The following is a 16,364-nucleotide window of genomic DNA, read 5'->3' as shown; positions in this document are numbered from 1 at the left end:
GCGACCTCGGCCTCGGCCGCCCGCAGCGCCGCCCGGGCCTGATCCAGCGCCGCCTGGGCGGCGAACCCCTGGCGGGCCAGGGTCGCGGTGCGCTGGTAGGCGAGCCTGGCCTGGGCGGCCTGAGCCTGGGCGGCGCCGACGCGGGCGGTGTCGGCCTCGGTCTGGGCCGCCTCCACCGCGGCGCGCACCACAGCCAAGGCTTCCCCCTGCGCCACGCGGTCGCCGTCGTCCCGCAAGAGCTCAATCACCTGTCCGGGATTGGGCGAGCGCACCTCCACCAGGTCCAGGGGGCGGACGCGACCGACCACGGCCAGGACCAGTTCCGTGGCCTGGGGGCTGAGGGTCGCCACGGTCACCTCAGGCGGCCTGCGGTTCATGACCGCGACAAGGGCGACGATGAGCACGGCCGCCAGCAGCAGCACCCCCACTCTAAGCCTGCCGCGCCCCGTCATCGTGTCTCCTGAAGCCCTAGGACCGGCTCGGCCCTTGTCCGCATCAAGGCCTGTCGTCTCGCCAGGTCAAGCCGTGGCTGCGGATCGGGCGCAGGTCATGATGTGACGCCACTCCGCCTCGGTCACCGGTTGGACTGACAGGCGGAAGGAGGTCACCAGGGACATGGCCGTCAGGGCTGGGTCCGCCTTGGCCTCGGCCAGGGTGAATGGGCGGGGCAGGGGCTCACGGGCCCGCACATCGACACAGACAAAGAGCCCCTTGGGATCAGTCGGATCGAGATAGGCCTCCTTGATCACCTCGCAGACGCCGACGATCTCCTTGCCGGCCTGGGAGTGATAGAAGAAAGCCTGATCGCCGGTCTTCATGGCCATCATGTTGCGCTTGGCGGTGTGGTTGCGCACCCCGTTCCAGGGCTCGCCCTTGGCGCCGCGTGCGACCAGGTCGTCCCAGGAGAAGACGTCCGGCTCAGACTTCAGCAGCCAATAGGCCATGGGGGACTCCTCATCGCAGGCGACAGTCTAGCCCAGGGGTGGGGACGGGACCTAGAGGGCGAGGGGGGCGTCGTAGCCGGTCAATTCAAGGTAGCCCCGGCCGCCTTCGGTGCGCACCGCGCCTTCCCAATAGACCGGGCCGACGGGGCGGCTATCGAGTTCCTGGTCATCAAACAGGGGCTCCAGGCGCCAGATCCTGGCGCCTTGCGGGGTGCGGACCTGAATGTCCCGGGCGATCGGATAGAGGGCGGCGGTCCGAGGGGAGCGCCACTGGCGACGGGTTGCGAACCGCACGTCGCCTGGGCCGAAGGTGGTCAGCCCTCCATCGGCTGCGCGCAGAGAGCCACCGGCCCACACTGCCTGGCCCTGACCATCACGCACCTGGAAGGCGGTGAGCGCAGCCCCGTCGTCGAGGTTGATCCCGGCCCAGTCCCAGCCCACGGCGCGGGCGTCCAGCAGGGTGGAGGACCATTCCTGATCGAGCCAGGCTTCCCCGGTCACCGGTCGCCGGCGCCCCTCACGGACAAGCGCGCCGGACACTTTCAGGTGGGGCAGGCTGTAATAGTAGCTTGCCTGGTCGGCCCCAGGCCCCTTTCGACTGAACCCCTGCTGGCCCTGCAGAAGGACAGGCTGGGTCGGCTCAAGCGTCAGGTTCAGGGCGAATTCCTCGCCGCCCGCCTGGGCCCTGAGGACGCCGTTCGCGGTTCGGCGAAGACGCCAGTCGTCGAGGACAAGATCCATATCGCCGACCTTGGCCTCGGCCAAGCCGAACCCGGCCCGGGCGATACGCTGGGCGTGGAGAAGACGCCCCACCCTTGGGTCGGAAATGGCCGCATGGGCGAAGATCACCTGGCGAGGGGAAAAGGCGCTGGGATTGCGCGGATCGGCGGCGGTGCGGATGCGGAAAAAGGTGATCTGGAAGCCGATGGGTTGGCCATCAGCCTGCAGCCAGCCGGTGACGTACCACCACTCGGTCCGGAAATCGGGATGAGCGCCGTGATCGGTCGGAAAGCTCAGCCGCCGCCCGGGCCGCACCGGGGCGAAGCTGACGCCTCCGGGGCTTTCCTGGGCGTGGCCGGGGGCGGCGGGCAAGGTCAGCCCGGCCGCGAGGAGGGCTGCGAAGGCGCGGCGGGGGATCATCACCAGTCCTCCCGCACGGCGCGCACGGCGCTGTCGGCCAGGGCGCCGCGGCCGGCCAGCACCGCCGCCCCCGCCGAGGTGGCGACGAGCGCTGCTGCGAGGCTGGCCAGCAGCGGCCAGGGCAGGCGGGTCTCCATGGTCCAGTTGAAGGACTGCGGATTGACCACATGGATCAGGACCTGGCTCATCACGCCCCCGAGGGTGAGGCCGGCCAGGGCGCCGATGGCGCCGAGCAGGGCCCCCTCGGCGGCCAGCATCTGCATGATCTGTCCTCGCCGGACGCCCACGTGGCGGAGCATGCCGAACTCCTTGCGGCGCGCCAGGGTCTGGGCCGAAAAGGTGGTGGCGACCCCGGCCAGTCCCACCAGAATGGCGATGGCCTCAAGGGCGTAGGTCACCGCGAAGGACCGGTCGAAAATCCGCAGGGCCACGGCGCGGATTTCCCTCGGCTCGGCGAAATCTGCGCCTGGCGCCAGGGAGTCTGGCAGCCGCGCCCGCAGCGCCGCGATCGCGCTCGCGGGTTCCAGGCCCGGCCTGAGGACGATAGCCGCCTCGGCGCGGCCAGGATCGCCGGTCAGGGTGGTGTAGGCGGACTGATCCATCACCAGGGCGCCAAACTGGTTGGAGTAGTCCCGCCAGACCCCCGCCACGAACAGGCCTTCTTGCATCTCGGATGCGATCGGCAGGTCCAGGCTGTCCCCAGGCCGCAGATCATAGAGCCGGGCCATGGGCTCGGAGATCCAGACCGGCAGGCCTTCGCCCGTCGCCTGGGCGCCCACCAGCGGCAGGCCTTCGCCCGCGCTGGTCCCAGGTCCGCCGCGGGCGCTGACCTGGACGGGCGGGCGATCAGGGTGGAGACGCAGGCTGAAGCTCTGGCGGAACTCGACCGCGGCCGCCTCAGGGGCGGCCGCCAGCCGGGCCTGGGCGGCGGGGTCCAGGGCGAGGCCCGGTTCGAGGCGCATATAGATGTCGGCCGGCAGGATCTGAATCAGCCAGTCCTCAACCGAGCCGCGGAAACTGGTGACCATCACCGCCATGGCCACCATCAGGCTGGTGCTGGCGACGATGCCGCATAGCGCGACTGCGGCCTGGCGGGGGGCTCCCCACAGCCGGGCGATGGCCAAGGCCAGGGGCGGTGGGGCGTTCAGCCGCCTCAGAGGGCTCAGCAGGCCTCGGGCCAGCCAGGGCATGGCGCCGACGCCGCCGGCCAGGATCAGGGCGATAGCGCCGTAACCGAACAGCGGCACGCCCCCCAGCGGCGGCGCCAGAGCGGCCAGACCGCCGGCCGCCAGCAGGGTGAGACTGATCCACGGAGGCGGCTGGCCCGCGGCGTCGGGGGTTTCCCCTGAACCGGTCTTCAGGGCCACGGCGGCGGGAATCCGCTCGGCCTGCAGGGCGGGGAACAGGCTGCCCAGGACCGATATGGCGACACCCAGGCTGAAGATCACCGCCATCGCCACCGGGGTGAAGGCCAGGGGCGGCCGCCCGCCCCTGAAATAGCCACCGCCCAGATCGCCCCCGAGAAGGCGCAGAGCCAGCTCCGCCAGGCCTACCCCCAAGGCCACCCCCAGGGCCGCGCCGGCCACACCCAGCACCACGCCTTCAATAAGGACCTGGCTCAACATGCCTCGGGCGGGAAGACCCAACACCCTCAGCAGCGCAAATTGCGGTCGCCGCCGGGTCACCGACAGGGTCTGGGCGGAATAGACCAGGAAGCCTCCCGTCAGCAGAGCCACCAGGGCCAGCATCTGCAGATTGACCCGATAGGCCCGCGACAGGCTCTCGGTGCGGCGCATCTCGCTCTGTGGGGTGACCAGGGCCGCTTCCGCCGGGAGCTTGCTCTGGACGGCGCGCTCAACGGCGCCGCGATCAGCGCCGGCCGTCAGCCGCAGATCGAGTCGCTGCAGGCGGCCCAGTTGGCCAAACCGCCACTGCGCCGCGGCGATGTCGATCACGCCCAGGGCGCGGTCGCCGCTGATCCCCTCAAGGACGCCGGCGACACGCAGGGTCGCGCTCTGCCCTGCCGCGCTCAGCCGTATCGGGTCGCCGACCCGCAGCCCTGTCTGTTGCAGGGCGGCCGGCGACAAGGTCACGGCGTCGAGATCGAACACCGCCTCAGCGGCCGTGCCCCCGCCGTCGCCAGCCGCCGGCCTGCCCAGCAGATTGGGGGTCACCGACGCGGCTCGCAGCGGATCAAGGCCCAGCAGGGTCAGGGCCACCCCATCGTCGGTCAGGGCGCGGAGTTCGACCACAGGACTGGCGACCGCCACGCCCTCCAGCCGGGCGAGGATTGGATAGAGGCCTTCATCGAATCCGGCCGAACTGGCGGCCTGGACCTGCAGGTCGGCCGCACCGCTGACGCTGCGCACGGCGCCGGCGAATTCATCCAGAGCCGAACGGTTCACCAGGTGGATCGCCAATCCAAGCCCGACCCCGACGGCGATGGCGAGAACGGCGGCCAGGGTGCGGCCAGGCTGGGCCCGCCACTCGCCGATCACCATCCAGGCCAGCAGGCGTGGGCCGAGACCTGATCTGACGACAGGACCGCGGCTAGTGCTCATGGGCGACAAGGCCGCGCGAGGTCAGGATCAGCACGCGGTCGGCGGCCGCCGCCGCGCGTTCCGAGTGGGTGACGATCACCGCGGCGGCCCGCGAGGCGCGCAGGCGCTCGCACAGGAGGGAAAGAATAACATCGGCGGTCTGGGGATCGAGATTGCCTGTGGGCTCATCCGCCAGAACCAGGGCGGGACGATGGACCAGGGCGCGGGCCAGGGCGATGCGCTGCATCTCTCCCCCGGACACCTGGGCGGGGAAGTCGGCCCCCCGACCCGTCAGTCCGACCCGGTCGAGCATGGCGTTCGCCTCGATCAGCGCTTCGGTCTCCCGGCGCCGGGCAAGAATGAGCGGCAGGGCCACGTTCTGGGCCAGGGTCAGGTGGGGCAGGATGTGGAAGGCCTGGAAGACAAAGCCAATCCGGTCGCGGCGCAGGCCGGTGCGCGCATCATCATCGAGGGCCGCAAGGTCGACCCCGTCAATCTCGATGCGCCCCGCGTCGGGCCTGTCGAGACCGGCCACCAGGTTGAGCAGCGTCGACTTGCCGACGCCAGATTCGCCCATCACCGCGACGATCTCGCCGGGCGCCAGTTGAAGCGCCAGGTCGGAGAACAGCAGGCGGCCTCCCGGCACGCTCTTGGCCAGGTCGGAAATCAGCAGCGGTGGGGCGGGGGGCGTGGGGCCGGTGGGCATGGCCACCAGACTAGAGGGGCGGGAAGATCCCGTCGCGCCTCAATATCAGCAAGAATGAAGCCCCGGCCGTTTCCGACCGGGGCTCAAACTTTTAGGCCTTCTGGAGCTGGCCGGCGGACATCTTGCCCGACTTACGGTCCTTTTCGAGTTCGAAGGAGAGCTTGTCGCCTTCGTTCACCGAGCTCATGCCCGCTTGCTCAACGGCGCTGATGTGAAGAAACACGTCGGCTCCGCCATCATCGGGCTGAATAAAGCCATAGCCCTTAGTGGCGTTGAACCACTTCACTGTTCCGGTCGTCATAGTTGTCTCATTTCCTGTAGCTTGCGCGCTATCCTGTACCGATAGAATGGCCGCTGGCAAACAAAACCCTGCATTTTGGGTGAAAGAATCTCGCGCCGCGGGTGAGAGGCGGCCCAGCGAGGCCCTCCTGAAGGCGCCAATTCGCCCCCAAACCTGACCAGGCCGCAGCTTGGCTTTGGGACCAGGGCGAGGGTCGGCGGTCCGCGCCTGAGGCCTAGATACCGCCTATGGGATGCGAGGTAACCTTTGGGGGCGCTGTGCGTAGGGTTTCCGGAGGCTCTCGCGACAAGGATTGAGCACATGGACCGGCGACGCCTTCTGGGCCTGGGATTGAGCGCTGGGATCTTGGCTGCCGGTCCTGGCCAGACGGCGGCCCAGGGGGCTCCCGGCGATCCGCGCGCCTTCGACCGGCTGCTGGGCCGATATGTCCGGCTGGGGCGCGACAGGATCCACCGGGTCGACTACGGCGCCTGGCGGGCGAACGCCGCCGACCGGACCGCCCTGGCCGGGTATGTCCGGGACCTGCAGGCGATCAGTCCCAAGGGACGAACACGACCTGACCAGGTCGCCTACTGGAGCAATCTCTACAACGCCGAGACCCTGCGCGTGGTGCTGGAGGCCTATCCGGTGAAATCCATCCAGGCGATCCGGCCGGGCCTGATGTCTTTCGGCCCCTGGAAGGCCAAGACTCTGCGGGTGGATGGCGCGCGGTTGTCACTCCATGAGGTGGAGCACGACATCCTTCGGCCGATGGGCGATCCGATGATCCACTACGCCCTCAACTGCGCCTCGGTCAGTTGTCCCAACCTGCCCCTGCGCGCCTGGCGCGGCGCGACCCTCGCGGCCGATTTCGCCAAGGCGGCGCGGGACTATGTCAATCACCCCCGCGCTGTGCAGACCACGGGCAAGGGGGTGCGGCTGTCGTCGATCTACAAGTGGTATCGCGAGGACTTCGGTGAGGATGACGACGCCATCCTCCGCCACCTGTCCCAGTTCGCCGCCCCGGCCCTGCGCGGGGTGCTCGACCAACGCCCCGCCATCGCCGGCTACGCCTATGACTGGGATCTGAATGATCTCGCCTGAGGTTTCAGCAACCTGTTTGGCGCTGCAGACACGCTCTGGGCGAGGGCGCTGACGGGGATGGTCTCGACCCGCGCGCGCCGGGGAGATGAATGGTCGGAGTGGCAGGATTCGAACCTGCGACCCCCGCGTCCCGAACGCGGTGCTCTACCAGACTGAGCCACACTCCGACTTGGAGGCGGCCTTATAGAGGAGCGATTTGGGCGCCGCAAGCGACCGGACGGCCGTTGCATCTGGAATCGGCTTTTGCTATTCCCACGCCCTCGCGGCGGGGGGACAAGCCCCGCCGTCATTCCTGCTGGGGAATGGTGTAATGGTAACACAGCGGTTTTTGGTACCGTCGTTCTAGGTTCGAGTCCTAGTTCCCCAGCCAAGGTTTCAGGTCGGTCGCGCCCCTGCGACGGCCCCAAGCTCCCAGCTCATCCCGCCCGCGACATCCGCGCCCCCTGGCCAAGGCCTGAGCGCGTCACCACATCGGTCGAGGGCGTTCCGCGCCCGTCAGATCCCGGACCTGAGTCCTGGACGGCGCCTGATCGGGCGTAGGGCGGAATGGACGCCGCTTGGGAATCCGCCGGAATGATCCATTCGCGCTTTCGCAAGGTGCCTTCCAGTCGGATGGCCCGCCTGGCCTCCCTCGGCCAGCTGGCCGGCGGCGTGGCGGGCGGCATGATCGCCGAGGGGGCCCGCCGGCTGGCGGACGGCCAGCGTCCACAGCTTTCAGATCTGATGCTGACCCCGGGCAACGCCCTGCGGGTGGCCGAGCAGTTGTCCCGTCTGCGCGGGGCGGCCATGAAGCTTGGGCAGATGATTTCGATGGACGGCGGCGACGTCCTGCCGCCGGAGCTCGCCGCGATCATGGCGCGCCTGCGAGACGCCGCGCACTTCATGCCCCCCGGCCAGTTGAATCGGGTCCTGGAGAGCGCGTGGGGGCGCGACTGGCGCCGGCAGTTCGCCCAGTTCGACATGACGCCGATCGCTGCAGCCTCCATCGGTCAGGTGCACCGCGCGAGGCTGCACGATGGGCGCCTGCTGGCGATCAAGGTGCAGTATCCCGGCGTAGCCGCCAGCATCGACGCCGATGTCGACAACGTCGCCAGCCTGCTGCGGCTCTCAGGCCTGCTGCCGCACGGCCTCGATATTGCGCCGCTGCTGGACAAGGCCAAGGGGCAGTTGCGCGACGAGGCCGACTACACCCGCGAAGCCGAACAGATGCGCCGCTACCGGGCTCTGTTGGCCGATGATCCCGCCTTTGTCCTGCCAGCGCCGGTCGAAGAACTATGTCGCGAACGGGTGCTGGCGATGGACTTCATTCCAGGTCAGCCGATCGAGGCTCTGCACAGCGCGCCGCAGGCCACCCGCGATGGGGCCATGGCCGCGCTGATCAGGCTGGCCCTGCGGGAGCTGTTTGAATTTGGCTACATGCAGACCGACCCCAACTTCGCCAACTACCGCTGGCAGGTCGATACGCAGCGGATCGTACTGCTTGATTTCGGCGCGGCCATGGCTGTGCCGCCAGAGACCGCCCAGGCCTATCGTCGTCTGGCGCAGGCTGGACTTTCCGAAGATTACGACGCCCTGCGCAGCGCCCTGGTCGAGGTGGGCTTCATCTCGCCGGCCGCCTTGCAGCGCCACCGGGGGGCGATCGATGAGATGATCGGCGTCCTGATGCGCCATCTGAACAGGCCAGGGCTGTTTGACTTCGCCGACCGCGCCTTTGTGGAGCAGGTGCGCGGTCAGGCCGAGACCATCGCTGCGGACCGTGGCGCCTGGCATGTGCCCCCGGCTGATACGCTGTTCGTGCAGCGCAAGGTGAGCGGAACCGCCCTGCTGGCCATGCGCCTGCGGGCGCGACTGCCCCTTCGCGACATGGTGGCCCAGATCGTCGCCGGGTCGAGGGACTGAGCGCCGCGACTGGGGCGCAGAGGGGCAGGGCCATGGCCAGGATGCGACACAAGGCGGACCTGCCGACAAAGGTCTGTGTGGCCTGCGGGCGTCCGTTCGCCTGGCGCCGGAAATGGGCGCGCGACTGGGAGCAGGTGAAATACTGTTCGGACCGCTGCCGCGCCGCCAAGCCGGTCACGCCCGAGCAATAGACCTCAGAGCAGTCGGCGCATCTCCGGGGACATCAGCTGCTCCCTGGGGCTTTCGGTCACTGTGTAGGCGCCGGAGCCGGGCAACGCCTCCAGCAACCCCTTGCCGGGCCCTTCCAGGTCCAGCCAGGCCAGGCCTTGGGCCAGGCTTAGCGTCGGCGGGGTCCGATCGTGGAAAGGGGCGATGTCGGCGGGCGCGGGGCCGGTGACGAAGGCGAAGCTCTCCAGTCCCCCGGGCTGGTCCTGCGGCTCGGCCCGGTCCCAGATGCCCGCAAAGACCCGCACCTCCTCGTCAGCCCAGGCGATCTCGTGGCGGGTCTTGGGCTTGCCCTTCTTCCACCCCTCCGGCTCCGAATATTCGATGAAGCTGGTCAGGGGCACGAGGCAGCGTCTGTGCCGGTAGGCCTCGCGGAAGGTGGGCGCGGTGTCCACAGTCTCGATCCGCGCATTGGTGCAGAGATTTCGCCAGGCGCTGAGCGGGCCGCGGTGAAAGGCCGGCACCAGCCACCAGCGCATCTCAAGGCCCTCAAGCCCCGCGGCGGGATCAACCGGGTCAGCGGCGCGCAGAATGGTCGCCCGGTCTGTGGGGCGGATCGGTTCGTCCAGATCCCGATTGGGCTCGGCGTCAGCCCAGCGGATCGGGATGTTGATCTCCGAGAAGCGCTCGGTGAGCGGGCCGCGGGCGATCCGCTTCTGATATTCATTGCACATGGCGGGCCTGCGGCTGTGGCGGTTTCAGACCCGACGCATGGTCTCGATGACCACCGGTGTCTTCAGCCACTGATCCTTCTGGTCGGCGAACTTGGTCTCGCCGCCGGTGGGCTGGGCCAGGATCTTCTGGGCGTTGGGCAGGCCTGAGACCACCTTGCCAAAGACAGCGTAGCCCAGATTGTCGCCGGGCTGGCCAGGCTGGGCGTCCAGAAAGGTCTGATCGCCCAGGCAGATAAAGAAGGTGTTGGTGGCGGTGCCAGGCGCGAACCGGCCCAGGGACACCGCGCCATGAACATGGCTCAGGCCCGTCATGGTCGTGCTCTCGTGGCGGATGGGGGCGAAAGGGCGCGCCTTGGCTGGTGGTTGGGCGACGATGGTGCCCTCCGTCGGCGCCCAGTCGCTCCGCGCGGCCCGAAAGAAGCTGCCGCCGTCATAGGCCTTGGCGTCCACATAGCGCAGGAAGTTGGCGCTGGTCAGGGGGGCCTTCCTGTCTTCCAGCTCAATGACGATGGTCCCCTGCGCCGTCTTCATGGTCACCCTGGTCTTGGCGGCCTGGGCCAGGACCAGCTGCGGCGCGGCCATGACCAGGCCGGCGCCGAGAATGAGACTGCGGCGGGGAAGAGTGCTGGACGTCATGTCGGCTCCTGGGTCATTGCAGCGCCAGCCTAGCGCCTCCGCCGCACGAACGGAATCTCCTCCTGGAGCCCGCCGCTATCGGTAGCGCGGCCCTGCAAACCGACCCTCGGTGCGGCTCATGCCGATGGTGACGCTCGCGCAGTCACCGATGGACTGGGTGACGACGCCGCCCACCTCGCGGTAGCCGCCGGTGCCGATTCCGGCCCAGACCTCGCCATGCGGCCGATTGTCGGCCCGGGTGAGACACCGGCCTTGCCGCCCCTCGGCGATCTCCTCTGGCCCAGGGTCGCCAGCCATCACGCGGCGCGCCCAGTCGCCCGGCGCCTCGGCCTGGCCCTGCGTCTGGACCATGCCAGGAGCGAGTTGCTCCGCAGAGGCCATGGGCGCCGGCGGGCTGTCTGTGCGGCCCGTCGAAATCAGACCTTCGTCGGCGAGCGCTGACCCCGCAAAGGTGGCGACCAGCAGGGCGGCGGCGAGGGCGGAGAGGTTCATGCTGTCAGCCTCTTCCCCGGACGTGGCCAGATAAGGGCGGCTCAGCGCTTCTGATCGACGTCCCTGACCGCCCCGCGGGCGGCGCTGGTGGTGAAGGCCGCGTAGGCGCGCAACGCAGGTGTCACCTTGCGTTGCCGCGGGCCGGGCGTCCAGGCGTCGGGTCCCCGGGCGTCCATGGCCGCGCGCCGGCGCGCCAGTTCTTCACCCGGCACAGCCAGCACGATGGTGCGCTTGGGGATGTCGATCTCGATCCGGTCGCCTTCCTGAACCAGGCCGATCATGCCGCCTTCCGCCGCCTCGGGCGAAACATGGCCGATGGAGAGCCCCGAGGTCCCGCCGGAGAAGCGCCCGTCTGTGATCAGGGCGCAGGCCTTCCCCAGGCCCTTCGATTTCAGATAGCTGGTCGGATACAGCATTTCCTGCATGCCGGGTCCGCCGCGCGGGCCCTCATAGCGGATCACCAGGACATCGCCGGCGACGATCTTGCCGGTCAGGATGGCGCTGACCGCCGCGTCCTGGCTCTCGAACACCCGGGCCGGGCCAGCAAACACCAGGATGCTGTCGTCCACGCCGGCGGTCTTCACGATGCAGCCGTCCTCGGCGAGGTTGCCGCTCAGCACAGCCAGGCCGCCGTCCTGGGAGAAGGCGTGCCGCACGCTGCGGATCACGCCGCCTTCGCGGTCCAGGTCGAGTTCCTTCCAGCGCCGGTTCTGGCTGAAGGCGACCTGGGTCGGCACCCCGCCGGGCGCGGCCTTGAAGAAGGTCTGGACGGCTTCGCTCTCGGTGCGGCTGATGTCCCAGCGCTCCAGGGCCTCGCCCATGGTCTTGGAGTGGACCGTCGGCAGATCGGTGTGCAGCAGGCCGCCGCGCTCCAGCTGGCCAAGGATGGCCATGACCCCGCCGGCCCGGTGGACGTCCTCCATGTGCACGTCGGCCTTGGCCGGGGCCACCTTGGACAGGCACGGCACCTTGCGCGACAGCCGGTCGATATCCTTCATGGTGAAGTCCACCTCGCCCTCATGGGCGGCGGCCAGCAGGTGCAGGACCGTGTTGGTCGAGCCGCCCATGGCGATGTCCAGGCTCATGGCGTTCTCAAAGGCCCGGAAGCTGGCCACATTGCGCGGCAGGACGCTGTCATCCTCCTGCTCGTAGTAGCGCTTGGTGATGTCGACGATCAGGTGGCCGGCCTCCAGGAACAGGCGTTCGCGGTCGGCGTGAGTAGCGAGCGTCGAGCCATTGCCGGGCAGGGACAGGCCCAGCGCCTCGGTCAGGCAGTTCATGGAGTTGGCGGTGAACATGCCCGAGCACGAGCCGCAGGTCGGACAGGCGGCCCGCTCGATGGCGTCCACCTCGGCGTCGCTGACGGACTCATCAGCCGCCGCCACCATGGCGTCCACCAGGTCCAGCGCGACTTCCTTGCCGTTCACGATGACCTTGCCGGCCTCCATGGGGCCGCCGGAGACGAAGACCGTCGGGATGTTCAGCCGCAGGGAGGCCATCAGCATGCCCGGCGTGATCTTGTCGCAGTTGGAGATGCAAACCAGCGCGTCCACGCAGTGGGCGTTGGCCATGTACTCGACGCTGTCGGCGATCAATTCGCGGGACGGCAGGCTGTAGAGCATGCCGTCGTGGCCCATGGCGATGCCGTCATCGACCGCGATGGTGTTGAACTCCTTGGCCACCCCGCCGGCCCGCTCGATCTCGCGGGCGACCAGCTGGCCCAGGTCCTTCAGGTGGACGTGGCCCGGCACGAACTGGGTGAAGGAGTTGACCACGGCGATGATCGGCTTGCCGAAGTCGCCGTCCTTCATGCCTGTGGCGCGCCACAGGCCGCGGGCGCCGGCCATGTTGCGGCCGTGGGTCGAGGTGCGTGAGCGATAGGCGGGCATCGGGCGGAGTCCTTGTGGGTCGCTTCCCGCATAGCCGCCATCAGGCGGAGAGGGAAATATACTTTTGAAGCCGCATTAGGTCGCTGTAGATATCAGCGATGGATGTCCGTCAGCTGCGCCACTTCGAGGCCGTCGCCGAGACCCTGCATTTCGGGCGGGCTGCGGCGCGGCTGAACATGACCCAGCCGCCGCTCAGCCAATCGATCCAGGGGCTGGAGCGGGAGCTGGGCGCGGCGCTGTTTTCCCGCACCAAGCGCAGCGTCGCCCTGACCCCGTTTGGGGCGCAGTTTCTGATCCATGTGCGCGCGGCCCTTACCGAACTTGCCGCCCTGCCGGACATCGCCCGTCGACTGCGGGATGGAGAGGCCGGGCGCCTGGAGCTCTCCTTCGTGAGCACGGCCGACTACAGCGTCCTGCCGACCCTGGTCCGCCGCTACGCCGCCCTCTATCCCGCCGTGGAGATTGACCTGCGCGAGGCCACCAGCGAGGTGCAGATCGCCGCCTTGGTCGAGGGGGCCGGACATGCCGGCGTCATCATCCCCCCGGCTGGCGGCGCCCTGCCGCCGGGCCTGAGCTATCGCCGGCTGCTGACCGAGCCCCTGGTCGCCGCCGTGCCCGAGGCCTGGCTGGAAAGCGGCCGCCTGGCGCTCAAGGCCGGCCGGCTGGACCCGGCCGATGTGGTCCAGTCGCCGCTGATCATCTTCCCCAAGCGCTCGGCCCCGGCCTTCCACGAACTGATCACCGGCTATTTCACCGCCCATGGCGGCGCCGCCAGGATCGCCCAGGAGGCCATCCAGATGCAGACCATCATCAGCCTGGTCTCGGCCGAGATGGGGGTGGCCCTGGCGCCGGCCTCCCTGCGCAACCTCGCCCGCACCGGCGTGCGCTATGTGGAATTGGCCGGCGAGGCGCCGTCGCTGGAGACCGGCCTGGTTTGGCGCCAGGACGACCTGACCCCGACCCTGGCGCGGTTCCTGGACATCGCCTTCGACGGCGTGGTCGATTAGACGCCGCTTAGCGCCAGTCCGGGCGCGTCGGGCTCCCGCGTCGTCCCGCCGTTCAGGGCCTTCTGCATCCAGACGATATCAACCCAGCGGCCGTGCTTGTAGCCCAGGCCAAGGCCGCTGCCTTGGGGGGTGAAGCCCAATGCTGTGTGCAGGCCGATCGAGCCGGCGTTGCCGCTATCGCCGATCACCGCGACCATCTGGCGGATACCGATAGCCTCGCACGCCGCGATGACGCCTGAGAGCACCGCGCGGCCGACCCCGCGCCCCTGGGCGTCCGGCGCCACATAGACGCTGTCCTCCACCGTGTAGCGATAGGCCGCCCGCAGGCGGAAGGGTCCGGCATAGGCGAAGCCGAGGACCTTCCCCCCATCCTCAGCCAGCAGATAGGGCAGGCCGCGGGCCACGATGGCCTCGCGGCGCTGGTTCAACTCGTCGGCCGAGGGCGGGACTTCTTCGAAGGTGCCGAAGCCGTGCAGGACGTGGTGGCCATAGATGTCGGCCAGGGCGGCCATGTCGGAGGCCTCAGCCGGGCGCACGATCACTTCGTCCAGTCCTTGTCGATAGCCCAAACGGCGAAGGCATAGTCCAGCGCGATCTCCTTGAGGAAGTCGAACCGGCCCGAGGCGCCGCCGTGGCCAGCCTCCATATTGATCTTGAGCAGGATGGGCGCCTGGCCCGTGCTGTGTTCCCGCAGGCGCGCCACCCACTTGGCCGGCTCCCAATAGGTGACCCGCGGGTCTGAGAGCCCGCCGGTCGCAAGGACCGGTGGGTATGCCTTGGCGCTCACCTGATCATAAGGGCTGTAGGCGGCGATGGTGTCATAGGCGGCCGCATCAGTCAGGGGATTGCCCCACTCAGGCCATTCCGGCGGGGTGAGCGGCAGGCTCGCATCGCTCATGGTGTTGAGCACATCGACGAAGGGCACAGCGGCGATGATCGCCCCCCAGAGATCCGGGCGCATATTGGCCACAGCCCCCATCAGCATCCCGCCGGCCGAGCCGCCATAGGCCGCGATCTGTCCCTTGGTGGCGTAGTTCTCGGCCACCAGGTGTTCGGCGCAGGCGATAAAGTCGGTGAAGGTGTTGGTCTTCTTGGCCTTGCGGCCGTCCATGAACCAGCCCCATCCCTTGTCCGAGCCGCCGCGGATATGGGCCGTGGCCCAGATCCAACCCCGGTCCACCAGGGACAGATTGCGGATCGAGAAGCTGGGCTCCATGGCGTGACCATAGGAGCCGTAGCCGTAGAGCATCAGCGGCGCGGTCCCATCGACCGGGGTGTCGCGGCGCATCAGCAGGGTGATCGGCACCTCTTCCCCATCGGCGGCGCGGGCGTAGAGCCTGCGCGCCACATAGGCGTCGGGGTCATGGCCCGACGGGATTTCCTGGGTCTTGCGCCAGGTCCGCTGGCGGGTGGCCATGTCGTAGTCGAACCACTGCCGGGGCGTGGTCGGCGATTGGTAGACGAACCGCGTCAGGCTGGTCTCGTATTCCAGCCCGCCCTCCAGGTGCAGGGCGTAGGCCTGCTCGTCGAAGGCGACGATGTGCTCATCCCCGTCCCGGGTCATCACCGCCATCTGGTCGAGGGCGTTGACCCTTTCCATCCGCACCAGATGGCCGGCATAGGCGGCGAAGCCGGTGATGTAGCGGCCGGCCTGGTGGGGGACAAAGTCGCGCCAGGTGGTCCGGGCGGGCAGGGGCTCGGTCGAGACGCAAAGCTTGAAGTCCACCGCCCCGTCGGCGTTTGTGCGGATCACCCAGCGGTCGGTCCAATGGTCGAGCTCATAGCGGACGCCGGTCTCCCGGGGCTGGACACAGGCCGGCTCGGCGGTGGGTTCGCCAGCCGGGATGATCCAGATCTCGGTGGTCTCCTGGTCGCCCACATGGATGGCGATGTAGGCGTCGTCCGAGGTCGTGCCGACGCCGAGGAACATGCCCTCGTCCTTTTCCTCATAGACCAGCACGTCTTCGCCGCCCCGGGCCGGCCGGCGGAAGACCTTTGCGGGCCGGGCGTTCTCGTCCCGCCAGATCCAGAACAACCATTCGGAGTCCGGCGAGAAGGTGAAGTCGCCATAGGCGCTTTCAATCGCGCCGGGCAGATCCTCGCCGGTGACAAGGTCGCGCACGCGGATCGTGTAGTATTCCGAGCCCTGCTCGTCGGCGGCCCAGGCGTAGAGCCGGTGGTCGGGGCTGTGGCCCGCGCCGCCCACCTGGAAATAGGCCTTGCCCTTGGCCAGGGTCTCTTCGTCCAGCAGGATTTCCTCGCCGACCTCTCCCCCCCGGGGGCGGCGGGCGCGGATGGGATGCTGGGCGCCTTCCTGGTAGCGGACATAATAGTCCCAGGGCCCGTCCGGGGCTGGCACGCTGGAATCGTCTTCCTTGATCCGCCCCTTCATCTCGGCGAACAGGGCGGCCTGCAGGTCCTTGGTCCGCGCCAGCATCGCCTCGGTATAGGCGTTCTCGGCCTTCAGATGGTCGGCGATATCGGCCCGCAGGATGGCGGGGTCGCGCAGCACCTTCTGCCAGTTCTCGTCCTTCATCCACGCATAGTCATCGGTGCGGCGGCGGCCGAGCTGCTCGACGGAATGGGGATGCTTCGGGGCGAGGGGAGGGGTGGGGCGAGTGCTCATGCCCGTTAGATGCGACGTTCTGGCGGCCGCCTCAAGCCATGCCGTCGATCACCGGCGGCCAGGAAAGATATTCAGGTTTGACGCCGCATAGACAGGCGCGCGTCAATAGAGCGCGGGCGGTAACGTCCTCGCGTCTTGCCGCAGTGCGGCGGGTCTGATTCATTTGGCCCGTCGTTGTGCACCGATCAATCGAGGGGCGTCC

The 16,364-nt window shown here is 68.8% G+C and carries 15 protein-coding genes, 2 tRNA genes and 1 pseudogene; 5 read left to right on the top strand and 13 right to left on the bottom strand.

Annotated elements, in window-relative coordinates; all coding sequences use genetic code 11:
* From Q8K84_RS02685 to Q8K84_RS02660, 6 genes and pseudogenes are all read right to left on the bottom strand, one after another.
* A pseudogene (locus tag Q8K84_RS02685) lies at positions 1 to 452 on the bottom strand (efflux RND transporter periplasmic adaptor subunit); the annotation flags it as partial.
* A gap of 66 nt (positions 453 to 518) precedes the next feature.
* Positions 519 to 944, bottom strand: coding sequence for an EVE domain-containing protein (locus Q8K84_RS02680; protein WP_305280438.1), 426 nt, complete (start codon positions 942 to 944; stop codon positions 519 to 521).
* Between the two features lie 51 nt (positions 945 to 995).
* Positions 996 to 2,084 (bottom strand): carotenoid 1,2-hydratase, encoded by a 1,089-nt coding sequence (locus Q8K84_RS02675; protein WP_305280435.1) that lies wholly within the window; start codon positions 2,082 to 2,084, stop codon positions 996 to 998.
* Complete coding sequence (locus Q8K84_RS02670) at positions 2,084 to 4,645, bottom strand: FtsX-like permease family protein (RefSeq protein ID WP_305280433.1); 2,562 nt, start codon at positions 4,643 to 4,645, stop codon at positions 2,084 to 2,086. The genes Q8K84_RS02675 and Q8K84_RS02670 overlap by 1 nt, the downstream gene beginning before the upstream one ends.
* Complete coding sequence (locus tag Q8K84_RS02665; protein ID WP_305280431.1) at positions 4,635 to 5,330, bottom strand: ABC transporter ATP-binding protein; 696 nt, start codon at positions 5,328 to 5,330, stop codon at positions 4,635 to 4,637. Before Q8K84_RS02665 ends, Q8K84_RS02670 begins: the two co-directional genes overlap by 11 nt.
* A 91-nt stretch (positions 5,331 to 5,421) precedes the next feature.
* Entirely contained in the window at positions 5,422 to 5,631 is a 210-nt protein-coding gene (locus Q8K84_RS02660) for a cold-shock protein (protein WP_293316660.1), read from the bottom strand.
* A 300-nt stretch (positions 5,632 to 5,931) separates the two neighbouring features.
* On the opposite strand from Q8K84_RS02660, the gene Q8K84_RS02655 reads away from it, so the two are divergent.
* The gene (locus Q8K84_RS02655) at positions 5,932 to 6,714 is read left to right on the top strand and encodes a DUF547 domain-containing protein (protein ID WP_305280424.1); all 783 of its coding nucleotides are present in this window, start codon (positions 5,932 to 5,934) and stop codon (positions 6,712 to 6,714) included.
* 90 nt (positions 6,715 to 6,804) lie between these two features.
* Here Q8K84_RS02655 and Q8K84_RS02650 read toward each other — a convergent pair.
* Positions 6,805 to 6,881, bottom strand: a tRNA-Pro gene (locus Q8K84_RS02650).
* Between the two features lie 129 nt (positions 6,882 to 7,010).
* Here Q8K84_RS02650 and Q8K84_RS02645 point away from each other — a divergent pair.
* From Q8K84_RS02645 to Q8K84_RS02635, 3 genes are all read left to right on the top strand, one after another.
* Positions 7,011 to 7,084: transfer RNA gene (locus Q8K84_RS02645), tRNA-Gln, on the top strand.
* Positions 7,085 to 7,287: 203 nt separating this feature from the next.
* Positions 7,288 to 8,613: an AarF/ABC1/UbiB kinase family protein gene (locus Q8K84_RS02640; RefSeq protein WP_305280422.1), complete on the top strand. Its 1,326-nt coding sequence runs from the start codon at positions 7,288 to 7,290 to the stop codon at positions 8,611 to 8,613.
* A gap of 32 nt (positions 8,614 to 8,645) precedes the next feature.
* Positions 8,646 to 8,804: a DUF2256 domain-containing protein gene (locus tag Q8K84_RS02635; RefSeq protein ID WP_305280420.1), complete on the top strand. Its 159-nt coding sequence runs from the start codon at positions 8,646 to 8,648 to the stop codon at positions 8,802 to 8,804.
* A gap of 3 nt (positions 8,805 to 8,807) precedes the next feature.
* On the opposite strand, the gene Q8K84_RS02630 is transcribed toward Q8K84_RS02635, so the two are convergent.
* The 4 genes from Q8K84_RS02630 to ilvD form a co-directional block, all read right to left on the bottom strand.
* Positions 8,808 to 9,512: an SOS response-associated peptidase gene (locus tag Q8K84_RS02630; RefSeq protein WP_305280418.1), complete on the bottom strand. Its 705-nt coding sequence runs from the start codon at positions 9,510 to 9,512 to the stop codon at positions 8,808 to 8,810.
* A gap of 24 nt (positions 9,513 to 9,536) precedes the next feature.
* The gene (locus Q8K84_RS02625) at positions 9,537 to 10,148 is read right to left on the bottom strand and encodes a peptidylprolyl isomerase (protein ID WP_305280415.1); all 612 of its coding nucleotides are present in this window, start codon (positions 10,146 to 10,148) and stop codon (positions 9,537 to 9,539) included.
* A 75-nt stretch (positions 10,149 to 10,223) separates the two neighbouring features.
* Positions 10,224 to 10,640 (bottom strand): hypothetical protein, encoded by a 417-nt coding sequence (locus Q8K84_RS02620; protein WP_305280412.1) that lies wholly within the window; start codon positions 10,638 to 10,640, stop codon positions 10,224 to 10,226.
* A gap of 41 nt (positions 10,641 to 10,681) precedes the next feature.
* The gene (ilvD, locus tag Q8K84_RS02615; RefSeq protein WP_305280410.1) at positions 10,682 to 12,529 is read right to left on the bottom strand and encodes a dihydroxy-acid dehydratase; all 1,848 of its coding nucleotides are present in this window, start codon (positions 12,527 to 12,529) and stop codon (positions 10,682 to 10,684) included.
* Between the two features lie 98 nt (positions 12,530 to 12,627).
* Here ilvD and Q8K84_RS02610 point away from each other — a divergent pair, with 98 nt between their 5' ends.
* The gene (locus Q8K84_RS02610; protein WP_305280407.1) at positions 12,628 to 13,536 is read left to right on the top strand and encodes a LysR substrate-binding domain-containing protein; all 909 of its coding nucleotides are present in this window, start codon (positions 12,628 to 12,630) and stop codon (positions 13,534 to 13,536) included.
* Here the strand turns inward: Q8K84_RS02610 and Q8K84_RS02605 are convergent.
* Both Q8K84_RS02605 and Q8K84_RS02600 read right to left on the bottom strand, forming a co-directional pair.
* On the bottom strand, positions 13,533 to 14,078 hold the full coding sequence (locus Q8K84_RS02605; protein WP_305280404.1) for a GNAT family N-acetyltransferase: 546 nt from the start codon (positions 14,076 to 14,078) through the stop codon (positions 13,533 to 13,535). The two genes, Q8K84_RS02610 and Q8K84_RS02605, sit on opposite strands and share 4 nt — an antisense overlap.
* Positions 14,075 to 16,162, bottom strand: a complete 2,088-nt coding sequence (locus Q8K84_RS02600; protein WP_305280402.1) for a S9 family peptidase — start codon at positions 16,160 to 16,162, stop codon at positions 14,075 to 14,077. Before Q8K84_RS02600 ends, Q8K84_RS02605 begins: the two co-directional genes overlap by 4 nt.
* Positions 16,163 to 16,364: the final 202 nt, after the last annotated feature.

Source organism: Phenylobacterium sp. (genome assembly GCF_030679875.1).
Taxonomy (GTDB): Bacteria; Pseudomonadota; Alphaproteobacteria; order Caulobacterales; family Caulobacteraceae; genus Phenylobacterium.
Note: the sequence above shows the minus strand (reverse complement) of the source record. Positions and strands in the feature narration are given on the sequence as shown.